The organism is Clostridium senegalense JC122, from assembly GCF_000285575.1.
Taxonomy (GTDB): Bacteria; Bacillota; Clostridia; order Clostridiales; family Clostridiaceae; genus Clostridium_J; species Clostridium_J senegalense.
Map to the genome: position 1 here is coordinate 122,823 of NZ_HE611055.1, position 25,995 is coordinate 148,817.

At 26.7% G+C, this 25,995-nt stretch carries 24 protein-coding genes and 1 other annotated feature; of the genes, 4 read left to right on the forward strand and 20 right to left on the reverse strand.

What is annotated here, in order from left to right; genetic code table 11:
- Window positions 1–549 precede the first annotated feature (549 nt).
- Genes CSGHG_RS17955 through CSGHG_RS17965 form a run of 3 tightly spaced genes read left to right on the forward strand, consistent with a single transcriptional unit; the run spans window position 550 to window position 3,393 of the window.
- Window positions 550–1,533 carry an efflux RND transporter periplasmic adaptor subunit gene (locus tag CSGHG_RS17955; protein ID WP_010299210.1) on the forward strand — a complete coding sequence of 328 codons (984 nt, stop codon included), beginning with the start codon at window positions 550–552 and terminating at the stop codon, window positions 1,531–1,533.
- Window positions 1,526–2,206, forward strand: coding sequence for an ATP-binding cassette domain-containing protein (locus CSGHG_RS17960; RefSeq protein WP_010299213.1), 681 nt, complete (start codon window positions 1,526–1,528; stop codon window positions 2,204–2,206). Before CSGHG_RS17955 ends, CSGHG_RS17960 begins: the two co-directional genes overlap by 8 nt.
- Window positions 2,207–2,208: 2 nt before the next feature.
- A complete protein-coding gene (locus CSGHG_RS17965; protein ID WP_010299216.1) occupies window positions 2,209–3,393 on the forward strand; it encodes an ABC transporter permease in 1,185 nt (394 codons plus the stop codon).
- Window positions 3,394–3,433: 40 nt separating this feature from the next.
- Here CSGHG_RS17965 and CSGHG_RS17970 read toward each other — a convergent pair whose 3' ends face one another.
- From CSGHG_RS17970 to CSGHG_RS17980, 3 genes are all read right to left on the reverse strand, one after another.
- Window positions 3,434–3,862, reverse strand: a complete 429-nt coding sequence (locus CSGHG_RS17970; protein WP_010299219.1) for a hypothetical protein — start codon at window positions 3,860–3,862, stop codon at window positions 3,434–3,436.
- Between the two features lie 192 nt (window positions 3,863–4,054).
- On the reverse strand, window positions 4,055–6,286 hold the full coding sequence (pflB, locus tag CSGHG_RS17975) for a formate C-acetyltransferase (RefSeq protein ID WP_010299222.1): 2,232 nt from the start codon (window positions 6,284–6,286) through the stop codon (window positions 4,055–4,057).
- A 280-nt stretch (window positions 6,287–6,566) separates the two neighbouring features.
- Window positions 6,567–6,749 carry a (2Fe-2S)-binding protein gene (locus tag CSGHG_RS17980; RefSeq protein WP_010299225.1) on the reverse strand — a complete coding sequence of 61 codons (183 nt, stop codon included), beginning with the start codon at window positions 6,747–6,749 and terminating at the stop codon, window positions 6,567–6,569.
- Between the two features lie 283 nt (window positions 6,750–7,032).
- On the opposite strand from CSGHG_RS17980, the gene CSGHG_RS17985 reads away from it, so the two are divergent.
- A complete protein-coding gene (locus CSGHG_RS17985; RefSeq protein ID WP_010299228.1) occupies window positions 7,033–7,773 on the forward strand; it encodes a FadR/GntR family transcriptional regulator in 741 nt (246 codons plus the stop codon).
- Window positions 7,774–7,981: 208 nt separating this feature from the next.
- Here the strand turns inward: CSGHG_RS17985 and CSGHG_RS17990 are convergent, their stop codons facing one another.
- From CSGHG_RS17990 to CSGHG_RS18070, 17 genes are all read right to left on the reverse strand, one after another.
- The gene (locus tag CSGHG_RS17990; RefSeq protein ID WP_010299231.1) at window positions 7,982–8,920 is read right to left on the reverse strand and encodes an AEC family transporter; all 939 of its coding nucleotides are present in this window, start codon (window positions 8,918–8,920) and stop codon (window positions 7,982–7,984) included.
- Between the two features lie 234 nt (window positions 8,921–9,154).
- Window positions 9,155–9,517, reverse strand: a complete 363-nt coding sequence (locus tag CSGHG_RS17995) for a DUF1667 domain-containing protein (protein WP_010299233.1) — start codon at window positions 9,515–9,517, stop codon at window positions 9,155–9,157.
- Window positions 9,517–10,755, reverse strand: coding sequence for an NAD(P)/FAD-dependent oxidoreductase (locus CSGHG_RS18000; RefSeq protein WP_010299236.1), 1,239 nt, complete (start codon window positions 10,753–10,755; stop codon window positions 9,517–9,519). Before CSGHG_RS18000 ends, CSGHG_RS17995 begins: the two co-directional genes overlap by 1 nt.
- Window positions 10,755–12,218 (reverse strand): NAD(P)/FAD-dependent oxidoreductase, encoded by a 1,464-nt coding sequence (locus CSGHG_RS18005; protein ID WP_010299238.1) that lies wholly within the window; start codon window positions 12,216–12,218, stop codon window positions 10,755–10,757. Before CSGHG_RS18005 ends, CSGHG_RS18000 begins: the two co-directional genes overlap by 1 nt.
- Window positions 12,219–12,788: 570 nt before the next feature.
- Window positions 12,789–13,106 carry a MazG-like family protein gene (locus tag CSGHG_RS18010; protein ID WP_010299240.1) on the reverse strand — a complete coding sequence of 106 codons (318 nt, stop codon included), beginning with the start codon at window positions 13,104–13,106 and terminating at the stop codon, window positions 12,789–12,791.
- 167 nt (window positions 13,107–13,273) lie between these two features.
- Window positions 13,274–14,350, reverse strand: coding sequence for a ribosome small subunit-dependent GTPase A (gene rsgA / locus CSGHG_RS18015; protein WP_010299243.1), 1,077 nt, complete (start codon window positions 14,348–14,350; stop codon window positions 13,274–13,276).
- 458 nt (window positions 14,351–14,808) lie between these two features.
- Window positions 14,809–15,291, reverse strand: a complete 483-nt coding sequence (locus CSGHG_RS18020; RefSeq protein WP_010299245.1) for an NUDIX hydrolase — start codon at window positions 15,289–15,291, stop codon at window positions 14,809–14,811.
- A gap of 254 nt (window positions 15,292–15,545) precedes the next feature.
- Complete coding sequence (locus CSGHG_RS18025; protein WP_010299246.1) at window positions 15,546–17,264, reverse strand: methyl-accepting chemotaxis protein; 1,719 nt, start codon at window positions 17,262–17,264, stop codon at window positions 15,546–15,548.
- Between the two features lie 324 nt (window positions 17,265–17,588).
- Window positions 17,589–19,307, reverse strand: a complete 1,719-nt coding sequence (locus tag CSGHG_RS18030; RefSeq protein WP_010299249.1) for a methyl-accepting chemotaxis protein — start codon at window positions 19,305–19,307, stop codon at window positions 17,589–17,591.
- A gap of 322 nt (window positions 19,308–19,629) precedes the next feature.
- A complete protein-coding gene (locus CSGHG_RS18035; protein ID WP_010299252.1) occupies window positions 19,630–20,181 on the reverse strand; it encodes a GNAT family N-acetyltransferase in 552 nt (183 codons plus the stop codon).
- A 58-nt stretch (window positions 20,182–20,239) separates the two neighbouring features.
- Window positions 20,240–20,509: a S66 peptidase family protein gene (locus tag CSGHG_RS18040; RefSeq protein WP_081496351.1), complete on the reverse strand. Its 270-nt coding sequence runs from the start codon at window positions 20,507–20,509 to the stop codon at window positions 20,240–20,242.
- 62 nt (window positions 20,510–20,571) lie between these two features.
- A complete protein-coding gene (locus tag CSGHG_RS18045; protein ID WP_010299258.1) occupies window positions 20,572–20,847 on the reverse strand; it encodes a hypothetical protein in 276 nt (91 codons plus the stop codon).
- Window positions 20,848–21,053: 206 nt separating this feature from the next.
- Window positions 21,054–21,581 (reverse strand): GNAT family N-acetyltransferase, encoded by a 528-nt coding sequence (locus CSGHG_RS18050; protein WP_010299261.1) that lies wholly within the window; start codon window positions 21,579–21,581, stop codon window positions 21,054–21,056.
- A 22-nt stretch (window positions 21,582–21,603) separates the two neighbouring features.
- Window positions 21,604–22,416: a GNAT family N-acetyltransferase gene (locus tag CSGHG_RS22225; RefSeq protein WP_010299263.1), complete on the reverse strand. Its 813-nt coding sequence runs from the start codon at window positions 22,414–22,416 to the stop codon at window positions 21,604–21,606.
- A 123-nt stretch (window positions 22,417–22,539) separates the two neighbouring features.
- On the reverse strand, window positions 22,540–23,037 hold the full coding sequence (locus CSGHG_RS18060; RefSeq protein ID WP_081496359.1) for a GNAT family N-acetyltransferase: 498 nt from the start codon (window positions 23,035–23,037) through the stop codon (window positions 22,540–22,542).
- Between the two features lie 277 nt (window positions 23,038–23,314).
- Window positions 23,315–24,604, reverse strand: a complete 1,290-nt coding sequence (gene aspS / locus CSGHG_RS18065) for an aspartate--tRNA(Asn) ligase (protein ID WP_010299269.1) — start codon at window positions 24,602–24,604, stop codon at window positions 23,315–23,317.
- A 185-nt stretch (window positions 24,605–24,789) separates the two neighbouring features.
- Window positions 24,790–25,017: a binding site (T-box leader), on the reverse strand.
- A gap of 61 nt (window positions 25,018–25,078) precedes the next feature.
- A complete protein-coding gene (locus CSGHG_RS18070) occupies window positions 25,079–25,909 on the reverse strand; it encodes a class I SAM-dependent methyltransferase (RefSeq protein ID WP_010299275.1) in 831 nt (276 codons plus the stop codon).
- Between the last annotated feature and the right edge of the window lie 86 nt (window positions 25,910–25,995).

Genomic DNA, 25,995 nt, shown 5'->3' on the forward strand with positions numbered 1-25,995 from the left:
ATTTCACCTATTTTATAACTTTAAATGGACTTTTTATATAAAAAGTCCATTTTTTTATATTTATTTACTAATAAATATATTATTTTTTACAATATCCTAGTTTTTTTTATATATTTTACTTATAATAGAATAAAAAGTATTTTATTGTTTGTAAATATCAATAGAAAAAGAAAAGTAAGTTTTTCCCATATATTTTGTAAAAATATATTTAATATATGAGATAAAATAGAAATTTAATTTATCATTTTTGTAATTTAAACCTAAAGTAGTGTTTTTAGGTTAAATATAAATTTATTTTTATAAAAGCATTTTCACTATAAAGTTGCGATAATATATTTAAAACTTATAAATATGTAAGGCATAAGTTTTAAACATACACAAGAGTGACTATATGCTCAACAATTAAGACAAGCTTATAAATTCTTACTTTTACTTTTTTAATATATTTATTTGGAGGGAAATTCTTATGAAAAAAAATTTTTAATAATTTTACTTATTCTTCTTATAATATCAGCAAGTACTGTTGGCTTTTATTTATTAAAGAAGAATATGACTTCAAAGGGTAATGATAAAAAAATAGAGTTATATACAATACCCGCATCAGAAAAAGTGTATGTTAATGGTGTCATAACTCCTAGTGAAAGCGAAGATATATTTTTAGATCCTACTAAAGGCACTGTAAATGAAGTAGCAGTAGAAAATAATCAAGCAGTAACAAAAGATGAACTTCTATTCACTTATAAAAATGATGCTGTATCAGATCAGATTTATGAATTAAATAGTCAAATATCATCTACAAAAAAACAAATTGAACAATTAGAAAAAGAAAAAAGTAATTTGAAGACACAACTAGGTGGAGCAGCTCCATTAGATGGAGTTACTTCTCAACTTGAACCATTAAAGGCTCAACTATCTTCTCTACAAGATCAAGTTAGTCATTTAAAGAATAAAGAATATACTAATGTAAATTCTCCTATTGATGGAAATGTAATATTACATGATTCAAAAGAAGCAACTTCACCGTATATGACTATAGAAACTACTGATCTTTATGTAAAAGGTAATATAAGTGAGAAAGAACTACCTAAATTAAAAGAAAAACAAACTGCTAATATATTAGTTCTTCCAACAAACCAAAATTTAAAAGGAAAGGTATCTTCTGTTGGAAATAGACCAATTTCATCCCAAGCAGTTTCATTAAATGGAGCAGGTGCAGCTGGCGGTTCTTCAGATATTTCTCATTATGGAGTAAATATTTCACTAGATTCTCAGACTGGATTAACTAATGGATTTCACGTTCAAGCTACTATTAACTTGACTGATCCTACTATAAAAATACCTAAAACTGCTGTTTTAGGACAAAAAGATAATTATTATGTATTTAAATCTGTAAATAATAAAACTGTTAAACAAAAAATAAAATATTCTAAAGAAAGTGAAGGAAATGTTATAGTAACTGAAGGTCTTAAGGAAAATGATGTTATTATAAAGAAACCATCTCCAGAGATGAAAGAGGGTATTGTAGTTGAATAATATTATTGAGTTAAAAAATATTAATAAATACTACAAAATGAAAACTTTAAATCTTCATGCTCTAAAATCTATAAATATTGGTATTAAGCAAGGAGATTTTTTAATGATAATGGGTAAATCTGGTAGCGGTAAAACTACCCTTATGAATATTTTAGGTTTTTTAGACAGTTTTGATAATGGAAAATATATTTTTAATGGAAAAGATGTTACAGGTTTAAATGAAAATGAAAAATCTGAGTTAAGAAATGAATATATTGGTTTCATATTTCAACAATTTCATCTTATAGATTCATTGACTATTGGACAAAATGTTGAATTACCATTACTTTACAAAGGAGATGTTCCTGCTAAAGAGAGAAACTTATTAGTTGATAAATACTTAAATTTAGTTGGATTATTAGATAAGAAAAATAGAAAACCATCAGAATTATCTGGTGGACAGCAACAACGTATTGCTATTGCTAGAGCTTTAATTAATAATCCTTATGTAATTTTTGCCGATGAACCAACTGGTGCATTAGATAGTTCTACAGGGACAGACATTATGGAACTTTTAACAGCCCTTAACAAGGAAAATAAAACAATAATTATGGTTACTCATGATGAAGACCTAAAAAAATATGCCAATAAAGTAATTCATATAAAAGATGGAGTAATCGAAAAGGTGGAATAGATATGTCTATAATTAACTTAATAAAAACTTCTATTTACAGTTTAAAATCTCATAAATTAAGAGTATTCCTAACAATGATTGGCATAATTATTGGTATAAGTTCAGTAGTAACTATTTTATCTATTGGTGATGGATTAAAAGCCCATGTTAATAAATCAGTAGAAAGTAGTAATGCTAATAAAATAAATGTATATTTTCACTCTAATAACACTGATGTAGATATAAACTTAATTGAACCTTTTACTGGTTCTGATATAACTTCTCTTCAAAAAATTGAAGGTGTTCAAAAAGTTGAAGTAAGTAAAGGCATTGCCGTTGGATTTGATTTTACAGCTTCTCAAGCAAAGTATTTTGATAAAAATGTAATGATTTTTCTAGATAGTTATCAAGATAAAACTTTAGATATTGAATACGGCCGCAAATTCAATCCTGGAGAGGATAATAAAAGACAAATAGTTCTTGATAGTGACATTGCTAAGGAACTATTTAAAGACCCTAAGGATTCAATTGGTAAAGGATTAACTATTAATGATCTAACCTATGAAATTATAGGTGTTTTAAAACCTGCAGGTAGTTTTTCTTTTACTAACGGTATAAGTTATATATCCAAAAATTTTAAAGATAGTGTTAATACCAGTGAAAATATAAATACTCTTGATGTTTATATTAAACCTAACTATGATAAAACAGAAGTTTTCTCAGAAGTACAAAGCAATTTAGCTCAAAGCCATGCTACACTAGATGGAGAATACAAAATGGAAGACCCAGAAGCTATAACTAAAACCTTTGAAGAAATCATTGGCGGATTAACAACATTTGTAGCTTTAGTCTCTGGTATATCTTTATTTGTTGGTGGTATAGGAGTTATGAATATAATGTATGTTTCTGTATCTGAAAGGAAACGAGAGATTGGAATAAGAAGAGCTATTGGTGCAAAGCCAAAGTCTATACTACTTCAATTTCTTTTTGAATCAATCTTAGTTACATGTACTGGTGGTTTACTTGGTATTTTCTTTGGATTTTTATTTTCAAAAATTGTAGGAGCATTTCTACCATTCCCACCAGTATTAACATTAAAAAGCTTTATAGGTTCTACAATTACTTCTGTTCTTGTAGGTATAATTTTTGGTATAATACCAGCATATAATGCTTCAAAATTAGATCCTATTAAAGCAATTTATAAATAACAAAAAAGCTATAAGTTTTTAAAACTTATAGCTTTCTTTATTATGCTTCTATATTGCTATTTTTATTTTTGAATCCAAAAATAGCTCTTTTCTTATATATGAAAAATCCCATTAAAAGTGGAAATATTAATCCTACTAACGTCCATATAATATTTTCAGGATTCATTATCAAACTATAAATTGTTGAAATAATCTCCATTGTTCCATACATATATACTCCTAATGACTTTTTCCTTAGAATTAAAATAATTGATACTACGACTATTACGGACATTGCTAAAGATATTGCTATCGTCACAGGATCTAATACTGCTCCTTCAATACCTGTTGAAAATTGTTGTATTTTGTCTTTAAATAAAATTTGAAATACACATACTAAAACAGCAAGTGCACTTCCTATTAATGTAAGAACAGACATTGTTATTATACCTGCCCCAAGTTTCATATCATTTACATTATTATTTTCCATGGTTTTCCCCCTCAATTCTAATTGTAATTTAATAACCTATATACATTATAATTACATTTGGTTAATAATATGTCAATAAAAACAAGCAAATTTATTAAAAAAAATTCAAAATAGACTACCTATTACTATATAAGTAGTCTATTTTTTATAAATAATTTTAATTATATTAAATCTTTAATAACTTTTATATATTTACATTTTTTTATGAAAAGTCCTATTTATAACATCTAATTGCTGTTCCCTAGTTAATTTTATAAAGTTTACAGCATAGCCAGATACCCTTATTGTTAATTGAGGATACAATTCTGGATGATCCATAGCATCTAATAATGTTTCCCTATTAAATACATTCACATTTAAATGATGTGCATTTTGAGAGAAGTATCCGTCCATCATAGCACTTAAAGTAGTTATTCTTTCACTTTCTGATTTACCAAGTGCATCTGGAATTATAGAAAATGTATTAGATATACCATCTTGAGAATCATCATATGGTAATTTAGCAACTGAATTTAATGAAGCTAATGAGCCACTATTATCTCTTCCATGCATTGGATTAGCTCCTGGTGCAAAAGGTTCCCCAGCCTTTCTACCATCAGGTGTACTTCCTGTTTTCTTTCCATAAACAACATTGGATGTAATAGTTAATATTGATTGAGTGTGATATGCATTTCTATAAGTCTTATTTTTTCTAATTTTATTCATCATATTTTCAACTAAAAATACTGCAATATCATCAACTCTATCATCATCATTTCCATATTTAGGATAGTCTCCATCAATTTCAAAATCTATAGCTATTCCAGCTTCATTTCTTATTGCTTTAACTTTACTATACTTAATAGCCGATAATGAATCTGCACATACAGATAATCCTGCTATACCACAAGCCATTGTTCTAAATACATCTCTATCATGTAATGCCATTTGTAATGATTCATATGAATATTTATCATGCATATAATGTATTACATTTAATGTATTAACATAAAGATTTGCTAACCAATCTGTCATAACATTAAATTTTTCCATAACTTCATCATAATCTAAATATTCACTTGTAATTGGCTCTATTTTAGGTGCAACTTGTACTCCACTTTTTTCATCTATTCCGCCATTTATTGCATAAAGTAAAGTTTTAGCTAAATTAACTCTAGCACCAAAGAACTGCATTTGCTTTCCAACTCTCATTGCAGATACACAGCAAGCTATAGCATAATCATCACCCCAATAAGGTCTCATTAAATCATCATTTTCATATTGAACAGAGCTTGTATCTATTGAAACCTTTGAACAAAAGTCTTTAAATCCTACTGGAAGATTGGTTGACCATAAAACTGTTAAATTTGGCTCTGGTGAAGGCCCTAAAGTATATAACGTATTTAATATTCTAAATGAGTTTTTAGTAACTAATGCTCTACCATCTATACCTATACCACCTATAGATTCAGTTACCCAAGTTGGATCTCCTGAAAACAAGTCATTATATTCCGGTGTTCTTAAAAATTTTACAAGTCTTAATTTCATTACAAAGTGATCTACTAATTCTTGTGCCTCTTCTTCTGTTATTACCCCTAACTTTAAATCTCTTTCCATATATATATCTAAAAAAGTAGATGTTCTACCAATTGACATTGCTGCACCATTTTGTTGTTTTATTGAACCTAAGTATCCAAAATATAGCCATTGAATAGCTTCTTTTGCATCTGATGCTGGCTGTGATATATCAAAACCATATGATAGAGCCATAGCTTTAAGCTCATTTAATGCTTTAATTTGATCGGATATCTCCTCTCTTAGTCTTATAATTTCTTCATCTATACAACTTACCTCTAAGCTATTTTTCTGCTCGATTTTGTCCTCAATCAATCTATCAATTCCATATAGTGCAACTCTTCTATAATCCCCTATAATTCTACCTCTTCCATAAGCATCTGGAAGTCCTGTAATTATACCATTTTTTCTCGCTATTCTCATGTCTTTAGTATACGCATCAAAAACTCCTTGATTATGAGTTTTTCTATATTTAGTAAATATTTCCGATATATTTGAATCTACTTTATAACCATATGATTTACAAGAAGTCTCCGCCATTCTTATTCCACCATATGGCATAACTGCTCTTTTTAGTGGCTCATCTGTTTGAACTCCCACTATTTTCTCAATTGCTTTGTCTATATATCCTGGATTGTATGCATTTATATCTGATATTGTTTTTGTATCTACATCTAAAACTCCACCATTATCTGTTTCTTTTTTTAATAATTCACTTACTTCATCCCATAATTTTTTAGTATTTTCAGTGGCTCCTTTTAAGAAACTGCTATCCCCTTCATAGGGAGTATAGTTTGTTTGAATAAAGTTTCTTACATCTATCTTTTTCGTCCATTGTCCATTATTAAAATTTTCCCATTGTTTATTCATGATAGCTACCTCTTTTCGTTTGTTGACCTTTAATTATTAAATAATATTTGATATTATTTAATAATTATTATTTATTAAATTATATCATCGCTATCCTATTATTGCAATAAATATTTCATAAAAATATTTATAGTTTTCTCTTATATTTTTAAATAATTTATACTAATAAACAAAGAACTACAAAATTAAATGTAAAATTTAATTTTGTAGTTCTTTGTTTATTTCAAAATTCAATAATAATATAAGTTTATAATTATAGTTTTTACTAACAATATTATATTTATCTATAATCTTCTATTATATGTTTTATTCTATAAGAACATCTCCCCCCTTTACATATTCCACTTCTTGCTCCAGTTCTAGTTTTAACATCTTCTAAATTTGAAGCTCCATTTTTAACAGCTTCTATAATATCTTCTTCTGTTATGTGATTACACAAACAAACTATATTTTCTTTACTCATAAAAATACCCCTTTTTAAATTTTTTATATTTATTCACTATATACTTAACACTGTATTTTATATTATTACTATTAATCCATATTTAAATACATATCATATATAATAAAAATTTTAATTTAACTCTAATTATTTTTATAATATTCTTTATTTTCTTATTATTTTAAAAATTGAATCTTTTTTTGCAATTTCTTACTTTAATAATGTAGACAGTTCTACCTATAACATTTAAAATAAATATATGGACAAAATCAAGTCTATAAAATATATTATGTTGAGGTGAATTATGAATAAAATAAATATAAAGCCAGTAAAAAATAAAAAAGCATATTTTCAAATAATTGAAACATTTATTAATTTAATAATTAGTAACCAACTTGAATATGGAGAAAGATTATATAATGAATCGGAACTAATGGAAATTTTAAATGTAAGTCGTCCAACTTTACGTGAAGCATTAAGAGTCATGGAATTCTTAGGAATTGTAGTTGTATCTCCTAGAAAAGGAATTGCAATTAGTGATCCTAAAAATAATAATTATTACTTACCATTAACATATATTTTAGCTTTTGAAAAAACAAGTAATACAGATTTATTTGAACTTAGAATGGCTATTGAATTAGAAATGGTTGGACTAGCTAGTCAAAGGGCCACAGAAGAAGATTTTACTAAACTTAAAAAAATTTCTGATGATTTAATTAATCTTGATAGAGGAGATATAAAAAACTTTACTAGACTAGACCAACTATTTCATATAACAATTTTAAACTGTGCTAAAAATGAACTATGTTCTAAACTAATGAATACACTTAATACACTTATATATGAGCAATTAGAACAAATACATATGGCTTTAACTAATAATGATAGAAATAATACTATAGAAAAGCATCGTGCTATATATGAAGCTCTTATAATTAGAGATGAGGATTTAGCTAGAAAAGCTATGCGTGATCATCTTAATCATGCATATGGTGTAACTAAAGAGCTTCCAAGTGTTTTTCATACTACCCTTTTAGGAAATTAATACTTAAATAAATTTAGTAATAACCTTATAGAGCCTTTTTAATAAGGGAAATAAAGTGAAGTATCTCTACTTCACTTTATTTCCCTATATTATATTTAATAATTAAAGTTTTTTATAGGCTCCCAAAATACCATATTAATTTATGTATTTTAATATTTAGATACCTATAGAATGGAATTCATGCTTGAAAATATTTTTTTATTTATATTTATTGAAGAAGTATTTTATATATAGGAATTATAAATAAACTCAATACAGTAGATATAGTAATCATAATTGCAGCATATTGATAATCTGCATCATATGATTTTGATACTATTGCCGTATTAGTCATTACTGGCATTGCTGCTTGTATAATAAATACTTTTGCCATAAGACTTTGTAAAGGGAAAAATTTACACAAACCTACTACTAATAAAGGTGAAATTATAAATCTTCCTAATAAAACTCCCCATACATCTTTATCAAAATGTATTCCTTTTAAATTTATATAAAACATTGTGTTACCTATAAATAACATTGATAAAGGTGTAGTTAAATTACCTAGATACTTACAAGTATCCATTACAAATTTAGGCACAGGAACTGCTAACATAATTAATATTATAGCCACTATAAATCCCATTAAAGGTGGTGAAAATATTCTTTTTAGAGTATTCATTGATAAAAATCCTTGTGCATCTCCACCACCATCTTTACTTATTTCAAAAACCCCTATAGTCCAAAAGAAAGTTGTATTAGCTATATAATATAATAAAACATAAGGGACACTTTCTGAGCCAAATAAAGCTAAATTAACTGGCAATCCTATAAATATAGTATTTGATACAAAGAACATAGATAAAAATGTTCCTCTTCTTTTAGGCGTAATATTAAATACTTTTATAAATATCTTACCTATCAGATAAGTAAGAGCTATAGAAAGAAATGGTACTATTAAACCTTTTCCTAAACTTAAAAGCTTCGCTCTATCAAAGTCCGACATAAGATTATTAATCATCAAAGCTGGTAACGATACATTTATAACAACTTTTGAAAATAATTTTGCCCCTGCTTTATCTATCCACTCTTTTTTTGTCAAAATATATCCGATAGCTATCATTATAATAATGCTAAATATACTGCCAAAAGCAGTTAAAAGTTCCATAACAATCCCCCTTAGTAACTTACTTGGAATTATGCCGCAATTGAAATTTTATTTTTTCAAATTATAAAATACAATTTTTATTACTTATGTCCCTAACAATTAAAAATATTTCTATAATACGGCTTCCTTATATAAGTGCTTCTTATGTCTAAATAATATAATTTCAAGTTATATTTTTACTTTTATTACCGGTTTAATTTAGACATAAGAATCACCTAATTTAGTCATAATTAATTATTTCCCGTCTACAATTTTTGTAGCAATAATATCTGAGTCAAGACCCAATATATTTTTAATAAGTACCTGATTAATTTTCACAGGTGCCTCAACTTCTTTATTTTTAATTTCTGTCATAACATCAAATATCTTATCTTTTGGAATTGCTTTTGTTGTTCTTACACTAACAAGCGGTACATCACCATTATTTACTTTAATTAATGATGCAATTGTTCTTTTTGGGTCTTTTATTTCTTGTGCAACATAAGCCTCTCCTCTTTTACATAAAGCTCCACTTACATTTTTTATATCTTTTCCTTCTAAATCTACACATAATTCACATCCATTAGGGCAAATTATGCAGGTCATTTCTTTTTTCATTATACTGCCACCACCTTAATATCTTCTTTACCAATAATTTCTTCTTTTTTTAGTGTTATGTGTATCATCTCAGCTGGATTTAATTTTTTAAGTTTTTTAACTTTAATAACGTTTTCACCTTGTTTAATTTCTATTGCTCCATCTCTTGAAGGTCTGCTTACTCTTAGAGAAATTTCTACATCCTTCTCACCACTTATTTTTTGAGGAACTACGTTATTAATAGTTATATCGCCTTTTATTGAAATCTTACTTTCTTTTTCTTTTTCATCTCTTATATATTTTGATGCTGATTCTGCTAATTTTTCCCCTTCGTTAGATACAAAGTCAACTAGGTCGTGTACATGAAGTACATTACCAGCAGCATAAATTCCTTCAACATTAGTTTGTAAATTTTCATCTACAACTGGTCCTTTTGTTCTTTCATCAAGTTCTACTCCAGCTTTAAGAGATAACTCATTTTCCGGAATAAGACCAACTGATAATATTAATGTATCACATTCATATACCTTTTCTGAACCCTTTATAATTTGTCCTTTTTCATCTACTTTGCTTACAGTTACTGATTTTAATCTTTCTTTTCCTTTTATATTCGTTACTGTATGACTTAAATATAATGGAATGTCATAATCATTTAAGCATTGTTGTATATTTCTTGGAAGTCCACTTGGATATGGTAATTTTTCTATTACTGCAAGTACATTTGCACCTTCCAACGTAAGTCTTCTTGCCATTATAAGTCCTATATCTCCAGAACCTAATATTACTACTTTCTTTCCTACCATAATATTTTTTAAATTCATGTAACTTTGTGCTACTCCTGCTGTAAATACACCTGCTGGTCTTGTTCCTGGTATACTGATTGCCCCTCTTGTTCTTTCTCTGCAACCCATTGATAGAATAACTACTTTAGCTTTATATTTTTTCAAACCATTTCTTGTCGCCGCTACAACTTCCTTATTATTAGTAAGGTTTATTACAGTAGCTTCTGTTTCTATTTCTATATTTGCTTTTTCTACTAATTCTACAAATCTATTTGCATATTCTGGTCCACTAAGTGCTTCATTAAACCTTACAAGACCAAAACCATCATGAATACATTGTCTTAATATTCCACCAGGTTTTTTTTCCCTTTCTAATATTAAGATATCTTCTACCCCTTTTTCTTTTAGTTTTAAAGCTGCTGCAAGTCCCGCTGGTCCTGCTCCAATGATAATTGCATCTTTTAATATTGCTTCCATTATCTCACCTTCCTTAAAAACATTTGTCCATTATCTCTTGAATAAGTTACTTCATCTACGTTTTTGTTTTTTTCTCTCATAATAATTTCTGCAATTCTAGTTTGACAATAACCGCCTTGGCATCTTCCCATCATAGCTCTTGTTCTATATTTAATTCCAGTTACTGTCTCTACTCCTAGTGGATTTTTAACAGCTTGCATTATTTCTGCTTTAGTAACTGTTTCACATCTACAAATAATTTCACCATAATCTGGATTTTCCTTTATAAGCTCAGCTTGTTTTTCTTCACATTGCTCTGAAAATCTTACTATTCCTTTTCTTATAGGATTGAAATCTTTATTTTCCTTTAAAGCCTCTTTATTTTTTATTTTTTCAACTACACATCTTGCAATAGGTACAGCAGAAGTTAATCCTGGAGATTCAATTCCTACTAAATTAATTACATTTGGTATTTCTTCTCTCTCTTCAATTACAAAATCTGCATATCCACCTTTTTCTTTACTAACTAATTTTGGTCTAATACCTGAGAAATTTCTAATGAAATGTTCTCTTTTTATTTGTGGTAATATCTTTTTCCCTTCTCTTACAAGCATGTCCATAACTTCTTCAGTTGCCGAATAGTTATCGTTTTCATCAATGTACTGAGCACTTGGTCCAATAAATACATTACCATGAATTGAAGGAGTAAGATGTATTCCAAGTCCACCTTCCTTCTTATTTGGAACTGGATATGCTGGTATTTCTAAATATTTTCCAGCTTTTTGATCTAAAATAAAGTATTCTCCTCTACATGGATATATTGTATAATCTGTAACACCAACCATTCTAGCTACTTTATCTGAATTTAATCCAGCACTATTAATTACCCATTTACTATAGTATGTTTCTTTACTTGTTGTAATTTCATAACATTCTTCTTTTCTTTCTATATTAGTTACTTCTCTTCCTAGATAAAAATCCACACCATTTTCACATGCATTTTCCGCTAATGCAATAGTATATATAAATGGATCTAAGATTCCTGTCATTGGAGAATATAACGCTGCTTTCCCCTCTACATTTGGTGCTAATTCTTTAATTCTTTTTTCAGAGACAATCTCTAATCCTGGCACACCATTTTTGTCTCCTTTTTCTTTTAATTCTTTTAATACCTCTATATCTTCGTCTGTAAAACCAGTTACTAATTTACCAGTTCTTTTAAAAGGTATGTTAAGTTCCTTTGCTACTTTATCAAATCCTAAATTACCTTCTACACAAAATTTTGCCATAAGTGATCCCGGTCTATTATTAAAACCAGCATGAAGCACTCCACTGTTTCTACCACTTGTTTCACATACCACATCTAACTCTTTTTCTAATACTCCTACCTTTAATTCATACCTTGAAAGTTCTCTTGCAATTGCACTACCAACTACTCCTGATCCAATAACCATCACATCATATTGTTTTTTTGTCACTTTCATCACCTCTTCCTATAGTCTTGAAACTTTATCATGCTATATAGCTTAAAGTTTATATAGCATAAACCTAGAAAACTAGATTTAAATTTGTTTCACTATATGTTCCCTCAAAATTAAAAATTAAGTTTAATTAGTATACTGAATTAACTTAATTTAATTTTAATCATTTCCGAATATTTTGTCAATTAAAATTCAAAATATTTAATCAATTTTCTTTTTTATATAGTTTTATATACAATATAGTTTATTTTTCTATTTTAATTGACAAAAAAACCCTCAGGTATCTTATCTATTCCTAAAGGTTTTAGATTTATAATAAACTTTTGCATTTAACTTATTTATGATTTTATTACAATAAATGTATTTAAAATATAGGTTCCAAGTTGATTTTTTTCCATCTCAAAACTTTAATAACCAAAATAGTGAGACATTCCTTAAATCACTTAGAACCCAACACTGTATCTTGCGTAAAAATATTTCAAGGTTATTAAATAAATTTGAACTTGTTTCTCTATACATATAAATTAAAGTGATTTTTTTGACAAAGACTCACTTTTCACATATTGATTTAAGTTATTTTTTAGATTTTTCCTCCCACTTATTTATTTTTTTTAAGTATAAATTTCTTACAAAATTATTATCTAAATTTCCATCACTTACATGACTTATCAAAGAACTAGCCACTATAATAACATCTAAACATTCTTCAATAACATCTTCTCTACCTTTTTTCTTATATCCACATCCACAAGCATTACAATAGCTTAAAATTGCCTCTGACACCTCTCCAACTTCTTCTGAAAGTTTAAGTGCTCTTTCTACTAAAGTTTTCTTATCTAGTTTCGTAAGTTCTTCTATCTTTTCAAAGTTCAAGTTTATTGTTTTTTCCATAATAACCTCCCATTAAAGTAATAATTGTGATTTAATTTTAACATAAAATCAAATCACAATTATTTATATTTACGATAGACCGCACACTACTTATACATAAAAAAGCTAATGCAAAACTAACTTTCTTCAATTAGTTTTGCACTAGCTCCTTTTTAAACTATATAATCTTATCTTGTATTTCTTAATTTATTTTTTTTATTATTTTTTAATTCAGATTTACTTTTAAATATTAAATTATTTTTTCGTTTTTTCAGTTCTTTTCCTTTTGTATTGTTATATTCTAATTCTTTTTGAAGCTTTTTATAACTTTCAAATCTACTTTCATCTAAAGTTCCATTTTCTATAGCCTCTCTAATTGCACATTTAGGTTCATTCTTATGAGTACAATTTGAAAATTTGCACATTGCAATTAATCCTTCTATGTCGCTAAAAGATCTATTTAAATCTGCTGACACTACTCCAAGTTCTCTCATCCCAGGAGTATCTATTATTATTCCCCCATTTGGTATTATTAGCATTTGTCTATATGTTGTAGTGTGTTTTCCTCTATCATTTTCATCAACTTCATTAGTTTTTAATTCATCAATTCCTATAATTTTATTTATAAGTGTGGATTTACCTACCCCTGATGAACCTATAAAAGCTATTGTTTTACCATTTTCAATATAAGATTTTATAGTTTTATACCCATCTTCATTAATGCTATTTGTAACTAATATATCGCATTTATCAACTACTGATTTAATTTGCATAATTTTATTTTCCAAGTCATCACACAAATCAGACTTAGTTAATACAATAACAGGCTCTGCACCACTATTCCATGCAGTAACTACATATCTTTCTAATTTTCTAAGGTTAAAATCATTGTTTAATGCCATACAAATAAATATTTTATCTATGTTGGCCGCTACTATTTGTGCATCGTATGATGTTCCAGCTATTTTTCTTTCAAAATAACTTTTCCTTTTTAATACATGATGTATTATTCCATTTCCACAGCTATCATTTTTCCTATCTACTAGAACCCAATCTCCTACTACTGGATAATCAGCATTGTCAAAGGATGAATAGGAAAATTTTCCAGAAACTTTCGCCTTAATTTCACCTTCTTCAGTAATAACTTTATATACATTCTTATGCTGAACAGAAATTCTTCCAATATATAAATTTTTATCATATGTTTTAGCTTCACTTATATATTTTTCATTTAATTCTATATCTTTTAAACTTACAATATTCATTTTTTATCCTCCATAATTTAGGAGGTATAATCTTATTAATCAGACATATCCTCCCCTTTAATTAAAACTTTTAAATTTAAGTTGTTCATTCTTTTCATCATAAACATCACGTCCTTTCAACAAGATTTAATTTTTTATTTATAAAGTATATTTTTAAATAGCAATTTATTTTGTATAAAAGTATTTTAAAGTTATTAAATAAAATTAAATTTTAATTTGCTTCTCTATATTAATAATATTCTTTTATAAATGTTTTGTATATATTATTCATATATTCAATAAATTAACTTTTTGAAAACAATAAATTCTATTAAAAAGTACACACTTTATACTATTAAACTATAGGTTTTTAAGACAATTTCAAGATTAACATTATATTAACAATTGACAACTTATTTTAGGTGAAATTTAATAGTAATTTATTCTGAGTTGTAATAATTATTATTTTTTATTTACTTTTAAATATACCTTTCACCTTTAACACTATAAACTGGTTTAGTTTCATATGCCCTATATATAACTTTGCCATCAAACTCTAGCATATCTCTTGCTCTATCTTTTAAATTTTCATTTTCTATGATTTGTAAAACATTTTCTTTTTCAAACCAACCTACCTCTATGCTTTCATCACTTGTATGTAAATCTCCTCCTACATACCTACCAATAAAATCTAATATAACCTTTGTAGGAGTGTAACTTACACCATCCCACCCCATATAACTTTGAACATTTGAATATACACCAACTAAACTTTCAATATTTGTAATAGCACCTGACTCTTCTTCTATTTCTCTTTTTAGAGCCTCTATCAAATCCTCGCCATTTTCAACTTGTCCACCTGGAAATTCCCATCCCCCCCTTGGATTTTTTACTAAAAGTATTTTTTCATCATCATTAGTTATTAGTCCAGCAACAGCAACAATATGTGTTGGAAAGTTCATTTCATAATCCTCCATATTTTTATTTATTTTACATTATTATACACATATTTATCCACTTTTTTTGTAGAAATTTGTACTCTCTATTGCAACTTTTATTATTCTTTATATAAAATTATTTTATTTTTTACATTTTACTTAATATCTTAATCATATTCTAAACAGTATAAAAAATAGCTAGAAAAATATATTTTCTCTAGCTATTTTTATATCGTTTATCCCTCATACAAATTTTATTTATGATTTATTATATTTTGCTAATCTAACTTAAATTGTTCTACTACCTTTATTAACTTTAATGCTACTTCTGAATTTTTATTAGTTTCAACAGATATTCTATCATTTTGGTTATTTACCATTGAAATACTTTCAGCTATTTCAGTGGAAGAAGCTGAAACTTGTGCTACTGACGTTGACACTTCTTCCATACTTCTAGCTATTTCTTCCACAGAATATGAAACTTCTTCTGATGATTTAACAAAAACTTCCACCAACTCTCTTATAGTATCCCCATCTTTTGTATACTCAACACTAGTATTTATTAGTTCAGTATAATCTTTTAACACCTGTTTTTCTATAAATGTTAAAACATCTGTAGAAGATGTTGAAAGATCTTCTACTGCAACTAATACTTTACTAACATTTTCTTGTATTTCAGCAACAGCATGAGATGATTCTTCTGCTAATTTACGAACTTCTTCTGCAACAACAGCAAATCCTTTTCCATGTTCTCCTGCACGAGCAGCCTCTATAGCTGCATTTAATGCTAAAAGGTTTGTTTGTTCAGATATACTCAAAATAGTATTTGACATATCTAAAATGTTTTGAACTACCTTGGAATTTTCTATAGCTTCTCCAAGCTTTTCTTTTGATAACTTGTATATTTTTTCTGCATTTTCTTTTGATTTAGAAGAATTTTTATTTATACTCTCTGCTTTTTTTTGTATATTTGCAACTATACTTAATCCTTCCTTCGCTTTACTAGTAGAATCATCTGAATTTGATTTAACAGTACTTGCCATAGCTGTTACTTCTTGTACTGCCGCTGATGATTGTTCCATTCCTGCAGATATTTCTTCAGTAGCCGCTGATACCTGTTGTACCTGAGCATAAACATCACTAAACATATCACCAGTAATTCTAACATTTTCTTCTATACTTTCACTTTCACTACGAACAGATATCATAGAATTTTTCAATTTATTAACTGCATTATTAATAGCATTTATAGTTTGTCCTATTTCATCATCTGAGTAGGACTTAATTTTTATGCTTAAATCACCTTCTGCTAATTTTTCTGTAGCCTTTACCACTTCTTTCATTTGATCTTTAATACTTTTTAAAATCAAGTATGTAAATATAACTCCTAAAATTACTCCTAATGCAGATAAACTCATAGTTAAGTTTCTAAGTTTTTTCATACTAGCATTAGCTTCTGTTGCTGCTATCTTACTCATATCCTCTATTGAAGTAATAGCTTTTCCTACATCTTCCTTCCACTTATTACTTGGTTCCTCTAGTGAAATTATAATTTTTTCTAATTCAGCTGAACTTACATTTGTTCTCATTCCTTCTTCAACTGCTTTATTTATTGCTATTATGGCTGTTTCTCCATCTTTTTTAACTTCTTCCATAATAGTTTTTCCTTTTTCAGTCTCCATGATACTTATAAGTTCATTTTCTGATTCTATATACTTACTTATATTCTCATCGATGTTTTTCTTTTGTTCATTCATGTAATCCATATTTTTACTAACACATAAATTTCTTATAGCTAATCCAATATTATTTATATCCCCTCTCATGTCTGTAGCAATATTTTGTTTTTTACTATTTACATCTACTATAAGATGTAATGATTTATCTACACCTTTTAGTTTTAAGATAACGGTACTAGATATTAGAGCCATTAAAATTATAACTACTCCAAATCCTAATATAAGTTTGTTAGATAATTTGACTTTTTTTAAATTCATAATTTTCCTCCTGTGTTTAAGAGATTACAAGTAAAATAAGAGTTTTTAATGCCCTCTTTATTACACATAATCAAAATCTTATAATACTTAATTAAAATGCATACTTATTAATTACTCTACATTTCAACCATTATTTTACTTATAATCTCTAAATTACTTCTTTACCTATGTATAATATTTTCGTTGTCAAATTATAAATCTTAATATACTTATAAATATATAAGTAATTTATATAAGTATTTTATTGTAAAATAAAAATAGCTAAGAAATATAAATTATATTTCTTAACTATTTTAAAGTTACTAAATAACTTTATTCTCTATGTTATTCTAATTTAAATTGTTCAACGGTTTTAGACAATCTTGATGCTACTTCTAGATTTTTATCAGTTTCACTAGATATCATATCATTCTTGTTATTTACCATTGAAATACTTTCTGCTATTTCCGTAGAAGAAGCTGTAACCTGTGCCACAGATGAAGATACTTCCTCCATGCTTTTTGCTATTTCATCTACTGAATAGGAAACATCCTCTGATGATTTTGCAAGTGTTTCTACTAAATTTTTTATAGTATCTCCATCTTTTTTATACTCAATGCTAGTATTTATTAACTCCGCATAGTCTTTTAATACTTCTTTTTCTATAAATGCTAAAACATCTTGTGAAGAATTTGAAAGTTCATCTACTGCAACTAGTACCTTATTAACATTTTCCTGTATATCTGCAACGGCATAAGATGATTCCTCTGCTAATTTACGTACTTCTTCTGCAACAACAGCAAATCCTTTTCCATGTTCACCTGCACGGGCAGCTTCTATAGCTGCATTTAATGCTAAAAGATTTGTTTGTTCTGATATTCCTAAAATAGCATTAGACATATCTAAAATATTTTGAACTACTTTTGCATTATCTATAGCTTTTCCAAGCTTTTCTTTTGATAGTTCATATATCTTTTCTGTATTTTCTTTTGATTTAGATGAATTTTTATTTATAACTTCTGCTTTCTTTTGTATATTTAACGCTAAATTTAATCCTTCTTTTGCTTTATTAGTAGAATCATCTGCATTTGATTTAACAGTATTAGCCATAGCTGTTACTTCTTGCACTGCTGCTGATGATTGTTCCATTCCTGCAGATATCTCTTCAGTTGCAGCTGAAACCTGTTGTACTTCAGCATACACTTCACTAAACAATTCATTGGTAACTTTAGCACTTTCATTTATAGAATTACTTTCATTTTTTACTGATATCATTGTATTTTTTAATTTTTTAATAGCATTATTTAAAGCTTTAACAGTTTGTCCTACCTCATCCTTAGAATAAGAATTTATATTTGTCATCAAATCTCCATCTGCCATCTTTTCAGCAGCTTCTGCAACTTCTCTCATTTGCTGTTTTATAGTTAATAAGATTATATATCCAAAACCAATTCCTAATAATACAGCTATAGTAGTTAATATTATTGTTATATTTATAAGATTATCCATAGCTTCATCTGATTTTTTAGCAGCCTCATTATTAAAAGTAGTCATTAAGTCAACCATTTTTTCAATATCTGACTTCCATTCATTTCCATTTTCTTCAATATTTGAAATTATTTTTTCAATTTCTACACCAGTTATATTTTTTCTCATACCTTCTTTAACTGAACTATTTATTAAAGATAGCTCTTTCTCTCGAGATTGTTTAATTTCTTCTACTACTTTTTTTCCCTCTTCAGTTGTAATTGTTTTTTCAAGTTCAGATTCTAGCTTCATATATTTATTTATATTATCATCTATTGTCTTTTTTTGTTTTTGCATAAATTCGTCACTATTGCTAATACATAAATTTCTTATGGCTATTGAAATATTATTTGAGCATGCTCTCATATTAGTAGCAGTTTCTTGCTTTTCAGTATTAGTCACCGTTATTTCTGTTAAAGATTTCTTTACATTATTTAACTTAACTATAGTTGTTAAAGAAATCATAGTCATTAAAATTAAAATTACTCCAAACCCTATAATAAGTTTGTTTGATAATTTAATCTTCTTCAAATTCATAAATTCTCCCCCTAATGTATATAAAAATATATAAAAACAAGCAAATTATAAAAATTTTATGTTTACCCTATTATTTATATGTAAATTAAATATTTTATTATATAAAATCACCTCCTAATTTATATTTTTACTCGAAAGTTTAAATTATAAAACAGAACCAAAATAAAATTTCATTACATTTTATGAGTAAACTATTATTTATCATACTTATTTTAATTATCTACAATGTTTCAAGTTAACTTTTAAAATTATTAAATAAATTTAAATGAAATCTTGTTTCCCTATATGTCTCTAAATTAATATTATAAAATTCTACATATGTTTAGTAAACATTTTCACACCCTTTTTTTAACTTCCACCAAACTAAAAACTCTTTTTCTCCTTCATCATTAATTTCTATAGTTTCTTTATACTTTTTAAAACCATTCCTTTTTAAAACCTTATGTGATGAAACATTGTCTTTATCGGTATCAGCAATAATGTTTTTAACTTTAGAATTTTTTAAAATCCACTGTTTTAGTTTCATTACACTCTCTGTCATATATCCTTTATTTTGATAATAATCATTTATTCCATATCCTATTATTACTTCACCAAATTCATTTGGCTCTCCTTTTATCATAATTCCACCAATTATTTTATTTTCCTCTTTTAAGACAATTATCCAATTTGTTTCCCATAAATAATTATCAATATTTTTTAAAACATTGTCATATGTGATCTTATGAGCAGTTCTAAGTGGTTCTTCAATGATAGTATTTGTTATTGTAAGTCCTAAATTTTCTTCCATTTTATCAGTATCTTCTAAATACAATTTATAATTTTTGATGTCTAATGGTATTAATCTCAATCTTTCTGTATTTATTTCAAACATTCTTATACCCACTTTTTTAATTAACCCTATTTCTAATTATTGTTTAATCAAAACCTTCTTATTTCTCAAAACAATTAGAAATTATTTTTATTTTTCCATTATCCCCATCCAATTCTACAATTGCACCTATTGGTAATGTAATCATAGGGTGTGTATGACAACAATCAAATTCTGCAATAAATGGCACATTACATTCTCCCATAACTTCTAATAATATTTCATATGGTTTCTTATTACTTCCCATATCATCAAATAGTTCGTGCTTACCTAATATAATTCCTGCAATTTTATCAAATACTCTAATTAATATATATCTTTTTATCCTTATCTATAAGTAATAAATATTACAAAACACTATATACCTTATAAGTATATAGTGTTTTATGATTTTTAATATATTTCCATTTTTTCTACTGATTTATCATATTTTGATATCTTACTTTCAAAATACTTACATATTTCATTATCGCTTATCTCAAGTTTCATTTCTTCTGTTTCTAAATAAACCTTTGATGCTATAAATTTTCGTTCTTCTCTGTTAGGTTTCCTCTTATGTTCTACTATAAAATTAATATATCTTTCCCTTAGCATAGTAGATACTTTTATCTGTTCTCTTTTCTTTAGCTGAATCCATTTTTTCTTTATCTTTAGTGAATTTTTCTCCATATTTTATCCTTCCATTTTGTTATTTCTTAATCATTTACTTTTAATTTTAAATGGTGTTATTTTTTTATGCAAGAAAATATCATGCATTTATAATAATTTTAAACCTTTTCATTTACACTTTATTTTATTAAAATTCAACACTATACATTTAATAAAAATATTTTAAGGTTATTAAATAAATTTAAATTTGAGCTTGTTTCCCTATATTAATAATACTCCTGTCTTAAAAGTCCCATAATAATTTCATCATGATATCTTCCATCTCTAAAAATTTCTTGTCTTAGCACACCTTCCCTTTTAAATCCACATTTTTCATATGCTCTTATAGCACGTTCATTAAATGAAAATACTTGTAACTTAATTTTTCGTATATTCATTTGTTCAAAGATAAATTTTATTAATATATTTATAGCATCTGTTCCATACCCCTTATTCCAATATTCTTTATCTCCTATAAATATGCCTATAATTACTACGCTATTTTTCCAATCTATTTTATTTATTCCACAGCCACCTATATATTGATTATCTTCTAATGTTTCTATTGCAAAGTTATAAGTATCTTTTGTTGCACGTAAACTTTCATACCATCTTTCTTCATCTTCAAAGGTAATTGGATATGGAATATTGGAATTTAATAATTTCTTTATTTCTGGATCATTCATATATTTCTGAGCTTTTCTAATGTCTTCTTTTTTATACTCTCGTAATTTAACCTTTTCCCCTGAATACATTATTAATCCCCCTAAAATCCATCTAATAAATAAACATTATAGTATTAATTTTCCCACGATGCTCATATCCAATATTTCTATAAATTTTATTTGCTGCTATATTCCCTACTTCAACATATAACATTGGGATAATTCCATTTTCTAATAACTTTGAACTTATATTTGCAACTAACGACGTACAATACCCTTTTTTTCTTTCTTCTGTTTTAGTATACACATTATTTATTCGGCAATGCCTTGGTGATTTATGTGCTATATTTGCCATTGATACAACTTTATCTTCTATTTCCCATAAATATAAATTTCCTGAATTTATTAATTTTTCTGCTTCACAAAGTTGAACTTCTTTTTCAATATCATCACCATTAATACTTTTTTTAAATCCATGGCAATATTCTGCAACTATATCCTTATGCTTTAATTCTGCTTTAATCATTTTCCCTTTTGAATTCTCTAAGGATACAACCCTATTACATTCATAAGCATTCATTTCCATATATTCTTTATAACTTACATTAAAATGATTAAAATACACATCAGCTATTTTCTTTACTACATCTGGATTACCGGATATTCCTGATATATCATTATCGTCTAAAATACTACATAATTCTTTTATTATATTTTCAAATTCATTTGTATCAGTTTCTTCATTAACCCATACCCACATTTCATAACCAGGGTTATGCATAGCTATTGCATTACCATTTTCTGCTTTTAATGATAGAACTTCTTTACCTTCTATAATTTTATGAAAAATATTAAATTGAACCTCATCACCTAAAAATGGTTTTTCATTTAAAACGTTATCCTCTTTGTTGAATGAAATAAACATATTGCCACCCCCTATAATTTGAATTCTCAAAATTAACATTAAGATTCTTTATTAATAAGTGTATTCTTCAAGTTTAGTATTTTTACCTTTTTTAAAATTAATAATTTAAAAACTTATTTTATATTATTTTAAATTATACCTAGCCATTATATATTCATCTTCATATTTACCGTTTTTTATAAGTGCATATTTTCTTTTTCCCTCAATTTCAAATCCTAAAGCTTTATAAAGATTTATTGCTTTCTCATTATCAGTAAAAACTCCTAATTCTAACCTAACCAACATAAGCCAATTATCTGCTAAGTCAATTAAATTCTCTATTAAAGCTCTTCCAATACCTTTTCCCTGGTATTCTCTTCTTATCATAATTCCAATACTAGCAGAATGTCTTACTCTATTAGATTTATTAACGGATAGATTTGCTACCCCTACTACTTTTAAAACATCATCCTCTTGAATTTCTGCAACTATCATATGATCATTATCACTAAGATTATTTATAATTCCTTCCGTTCTAGAAATTCGTTCACTGATAATCCCCATTGTATTTTCACGAACACCATCTTGACGTCTTATTTCATTTATAAATGTTGCATCTTCTATTTTTACTGGTCTTATCATAAATTTCACATTATCACATCCTATGTTTTTTATTGAAATTAAGATTTAAATTAAGATATATAAAATAAATTTTAAATTTGCATATCTTTATTCAATTATTAGAAAAGAAAAACTCTACGAAATCACATTAAAGTGACTCCGTAGAGTTTTACCTACGTGTAGGATATTCTCCCTGTACCGCTCGTTTGGACTTAGATACACTCACTACTTGGAAATATTATACACAATTCTAAATTAATTGTCAATATTTTATGAATATTTTAAATTATATATTTTGTTATGGTAATAACCTTGTTCTATCCCTTGGTATAAGAGATGCTTCTCTAACATTATCAAGTCCTAGTAATTTACTTGTTATTCTTTCAAGACCTATAGCAAGACCACCATGTGGAGGCATTCCATACTTAAATACAGATGTATAGTTTTCATAGTTTTCTTTATTTAATCCTTTATATTCTATATTTTTAATTAACATTTCATAATTGTGAATTCTTTGTCCTCCAGTGGTAATTTCAATTCCTCTAAATAATAAATCAAAACTTCTAGTTTCTTCTTCATTATAAGGCATTGTATACATTGGTCTTTTTTTTCTTGGATAATGAGTTAAAAATATAAAATCACAACCTAATTTTTCTTTAGCATATTTACAAATTAGCTTTTCTGCTTCTGGGTCTAAATCTCCATCTAAATCTTTTTTGTTATATTCTGTTTCTAATATTTCTAAAGCTTTACTAAACTTAATTCTTGGTATATTATTTTCAATTACAGGTAAATTTCCATTTACTTTATTTAAATACACTTTGCCATCATTATCAATTTTATTTAATATAAACATTAATAAATTTTCTTCCATATCCATGATTTCTTCTTCATTTTCAATAAATCCCATTTCAAAGTCCATGCTAACATACTCATTTAAATGCCTATTAGTGTTATGTTGTTCTGCTCTATAAACATGGCCTACCTCAAAGACTCTTTCAAAACCTGCCCCTATCATCATCTGCTTATAAAATTGAGGACTTTGTGCTAGATATGCTTTATTTTCAAAATATCCTACTTCAAACATATCCGTTCCTCCTTCAGCTCCTTCAGAAACAATTTTAGGTGTGAAAATCTCTGTGAATCCTTCTTTAGTTAAAAACTCTCTAAAACCTTGAACTATAATATTTTGTATTTTAAATATAGAATTTATTTTCTCATGTCGTAAACTCAATACTCTATTATTTAACATAGTATCTAAGTTTACTTCTAATTTATCCTTATTAATTTCAATAGGTATTTCACCTATAAAATCATTTATTATTTCTAACTTTTCTACTAACACTTCAAAATCATTAAGCTTATTATTACTATTGTTAACTATACCAATTATTGATATTACTGATTCTAATTTCACTAAACTAATATCAATATCCGTATTGTTTAAAACACATTGCACCATTCCTGTTCTATCCCTTAATATAATAAATGTAATTGATTTTAACTTTCTTATTCTATAAATCCAACCTTTTATCATAACTTTTTCATTTATATTATTTTTTAATTCATCTATCAAAATTCTTTTCATGAATTTTCCTCCTTAAATAAAATTAACCCCTTAAGTTTAAAACTTAAGGGGCAAAAATTTCGCGGTACCACCCTTTTTTAACTATATTGGTTTAAATTCATTAGATCAACTTCAATAAATTGAGCTCAAATTCATTGAAATATACTAGAATAACCTCTAATAAATATAAAAAGCTTTCACTCCATAATAGGAGTGAAAGCTTTATTCACGGTGCCATCCTAATCTAACAAAATTAAATTTAACTTAGTTATCTCTAATCCTTTTAACGTAGGAACCCGTCTTATTCTACTACAATTTTTCAAATAAGAATCTCCAGGATGTCATTCAATATTACTTTTCTTATAGAGCTTACACCATCCTCTACTCGCTTTAAATACTAAGTTAATATCTACTCTTCCCTTCAAAGATTTCTGAATATTTATTTTTATTTATATTACTCTTTTATTTTTATTTTGTCAATATATATTATTAAATTTATTTTTCACCTTTAGCATATAAAACATACATACTATTTTCTATACCATTTTCTTTTTTAAGTACTTTAAGCTTTTCAAAAACTTTTAATTTAAATTCTTCTATCTTATCTAACGGTATAGCATCTAATATGGTCACATATCCATGGGTATAAAGTTTATCCCACCATTCCTGCTCATCTTTGTATATAAAAATTTTTTCTTCTTTCTCGATTTTTATATTTTTGAAATTAGATTCTTTTAAGATTTTATATAATCCTTCTTCTGTGTCAAATTCAACAGTTTCTTCATATCCACAATCCTCTTCGTATTCTGGTAAATATTCTTCCACTAATTCATCTAACCATATAAAGTTCTCATCTTTTTTTCTTAAAAACGTAGTAAATGAGAATTTACCACCGTGTTTTAAAACTCTCATAAATTCCTTAAATGCAATTTTATAATCTGGAAAAAAGAAAACTCCAAAACCACATAATACATGATTAAAATACTCGCTTGCAAAATCCAAATTTTCAGCATCCATAACTATTGATTGTGCATTCTCTATGCATTTATGCTTTATTTCTAAATTTGTTTTATCAACCATACCTTTAGATATATCTATACCTATAACATTTCCCTTTTCCCCAACCTTCTTTGCTGATAAAAAAAGTGATGCTCCTTTTCCTGAAGCAACATCTAATACTTTTTCTCCATACTTTATATCTGCGAATTTAACCAATTCTTCTCCAAAGTATTTAAAAAATCTCGGCCCATTATCATCAAAAACCGATGATACTCTGTCAAATAAGTCAGTTATACCTTTTTTAATCTCTCTATTTTTATCCCCCATAAATACCCCTCTATATCAATATAGTTCATTATAACTTAAACATTTAAATTTTATTTTCTAAAACATTTTTAACATTATACAATATA

What these genes read in the sequence shown, in the direction of transcription:
- CSGHG_RS18025 (WP_010299246.1), bottom strand. Translation starts at nt 17,264, where the DNA reads ATGAATTTAAAAAAAGTCAAATTATCTAACAAACTTATATTAGGATTT.
- CSGHG_RS17985 (WP_010299228.1), top strand. Translation starts at nt 7,033, where the DNA reads ATGAATAAAATAAATATAAAGCCAGTAAAAAATAAAAAAGCATATTTT.
- CSGHG_RS18030 (WP_010299249.1), bottom strand. Translation starts at nt 19,307, where the DNA reads ATGAATTTGAAGAAGATTAAATTATCAAACAAACTTATTATAGGGTTT.
- CSGHG_RS17965 (WP_010299216.1), top strand. Translation starts at nt 2,209, where the DNA reads ATGTCTATAATTAACTTAATAAAAACTTCTATTTACAGTTTAAAATCT.
- pflB (WP_010299222.1), bottom strand. Translation starts at nt 6,286, where the DNA reads ATGAATAAACAATGGGAAAATTTTAATAATGGACAATGGACGAAAAAG.
- CSGHG_RS17970 (WP_010299219.1), bottom strand. Translation starts at nt 3,862, where the DNA reads ATGGAAAATAATAATGTAAATGATATGAAACTTGGGGCAGGTATAATA.
- CSGHG_RS18070 (WP_010299275.1), bottom strand. Translation starts at nt 25,909, where the DNA reads ATGGGGGATAAAAATAGAGAGATTAAAAAAGGTATAACTGACTTATTT.
- CSGHG_RS18005 (WP_010299238.1), bottom strand. Translation starts at nt 12,218, where the DNA reads ATGAAAGTGACAAAAAAACAATATGATGTGATGGTTATTGGATCAGGA.
- CSGHG_RS17995 (WP_010299233.1), bottom strand. Translation starts at nt 9,517, where the DNA reads ATGAAAAAAGAAATGACCTGCATAATTTGCCCTAATGGATGTGAATTA.
- CSGHG_RS18045 (WP_010299258.1), bottom strand. Translation starts at nt 20,847, where the DNA reads ATGGAGAAAAATTCACTAAAGATAAAGAAAAAATGGATTCAGCTAAAG.
- CSGHG_RS18035 (WP_010299252.1), bottom strand. Translation starts at nt 20,181, where the DNA reads ATGTTTGAAATAAATACAGAAAGATTGAGATTAATACCATTAGACATC.
- CSGHG_RS18060 (WP_081496359.1), bottom strand. Translation starts at nt 23,037, where the DNA reads ATGATAAGACCAGTAAAAATAGAAGATGCAACATTTATAAATGAAATA.
- CSGHG_RS17980 (WP_010299225.1), bottom strand. Translation starts at nt 6,749, where the DNA reads ATGAGTAAAGAAAATATAGTTTGTTTGTGTAATCACATAACAGAAGAA.
- aspS (WP_010299269.1), bottom strand. Translation starts at nt 24,604, where the DNA reads ATGAAAAGAATTTTGATAGATGAATTAAAAAATAATATAAATGAAAAA.
- CSGHG_RS18010 (WP_010299240.1), bottom strand. Translation starts at nt 13,106, where the DNA reads ATGGAAAAAACAATAAACTTGAACTTTGAAAAGATAGAAGAACTTACG.
- CSGHG_RS17955 (WP_010299210.1), top strand. Translation starts at nt 550, where the DNA reads ATGACTTCAAAGGGTAATGATAAAAAAATAGAGTTATATACAATACCC.
- CSGHG_RS18020 (WP_010299245.1), bottom strand. Translation starts at nt 15,291, where the DNA reads ATGAACTTTCCAACACATATTGTTGCTGTTGCTGGACTAATAACTAAT.
- CSGHG_RS22225 (WP_010299263.1), bottom strand. Translation starts at nt 22,416, where the DNA reads ATGTTTATTTCATTCAACAAAGAGGATAACGTTTTAAATGAAAAACCA.
- rsgA (WP_010299243.1), bottom strand. Translation starts at nt 14,350, where the DNA reads ATGAATATTGTAAGTTTAAAAGATATAGAATTAAATGAAAAATATATA.
- CSGHG_RS18000 (WP_010299236.1), bottom strand. Translation starts at nt 10,755, where the DNA reads ATGGAAGCAATATTAAAAGATGCAATTATCATTGGAGCAGGACCAGCG.
- CSGHG_RS18050 (WP_010299261.1), bottom strand. Translation starts at nt 21,581, where the DNA reads ATGTATTCAGGGGAAAAGGTTAAATTACGAGAGTATAAAAAAGAAGAC.
- CSGHG_RS17990 (WP_010299231.1), bottom strand. Translation starts at nt 8,920, where the DNA reads ATGGAACTTTTAACTGCTTTTGGCAGTATATTTAGCATTATTATAATG.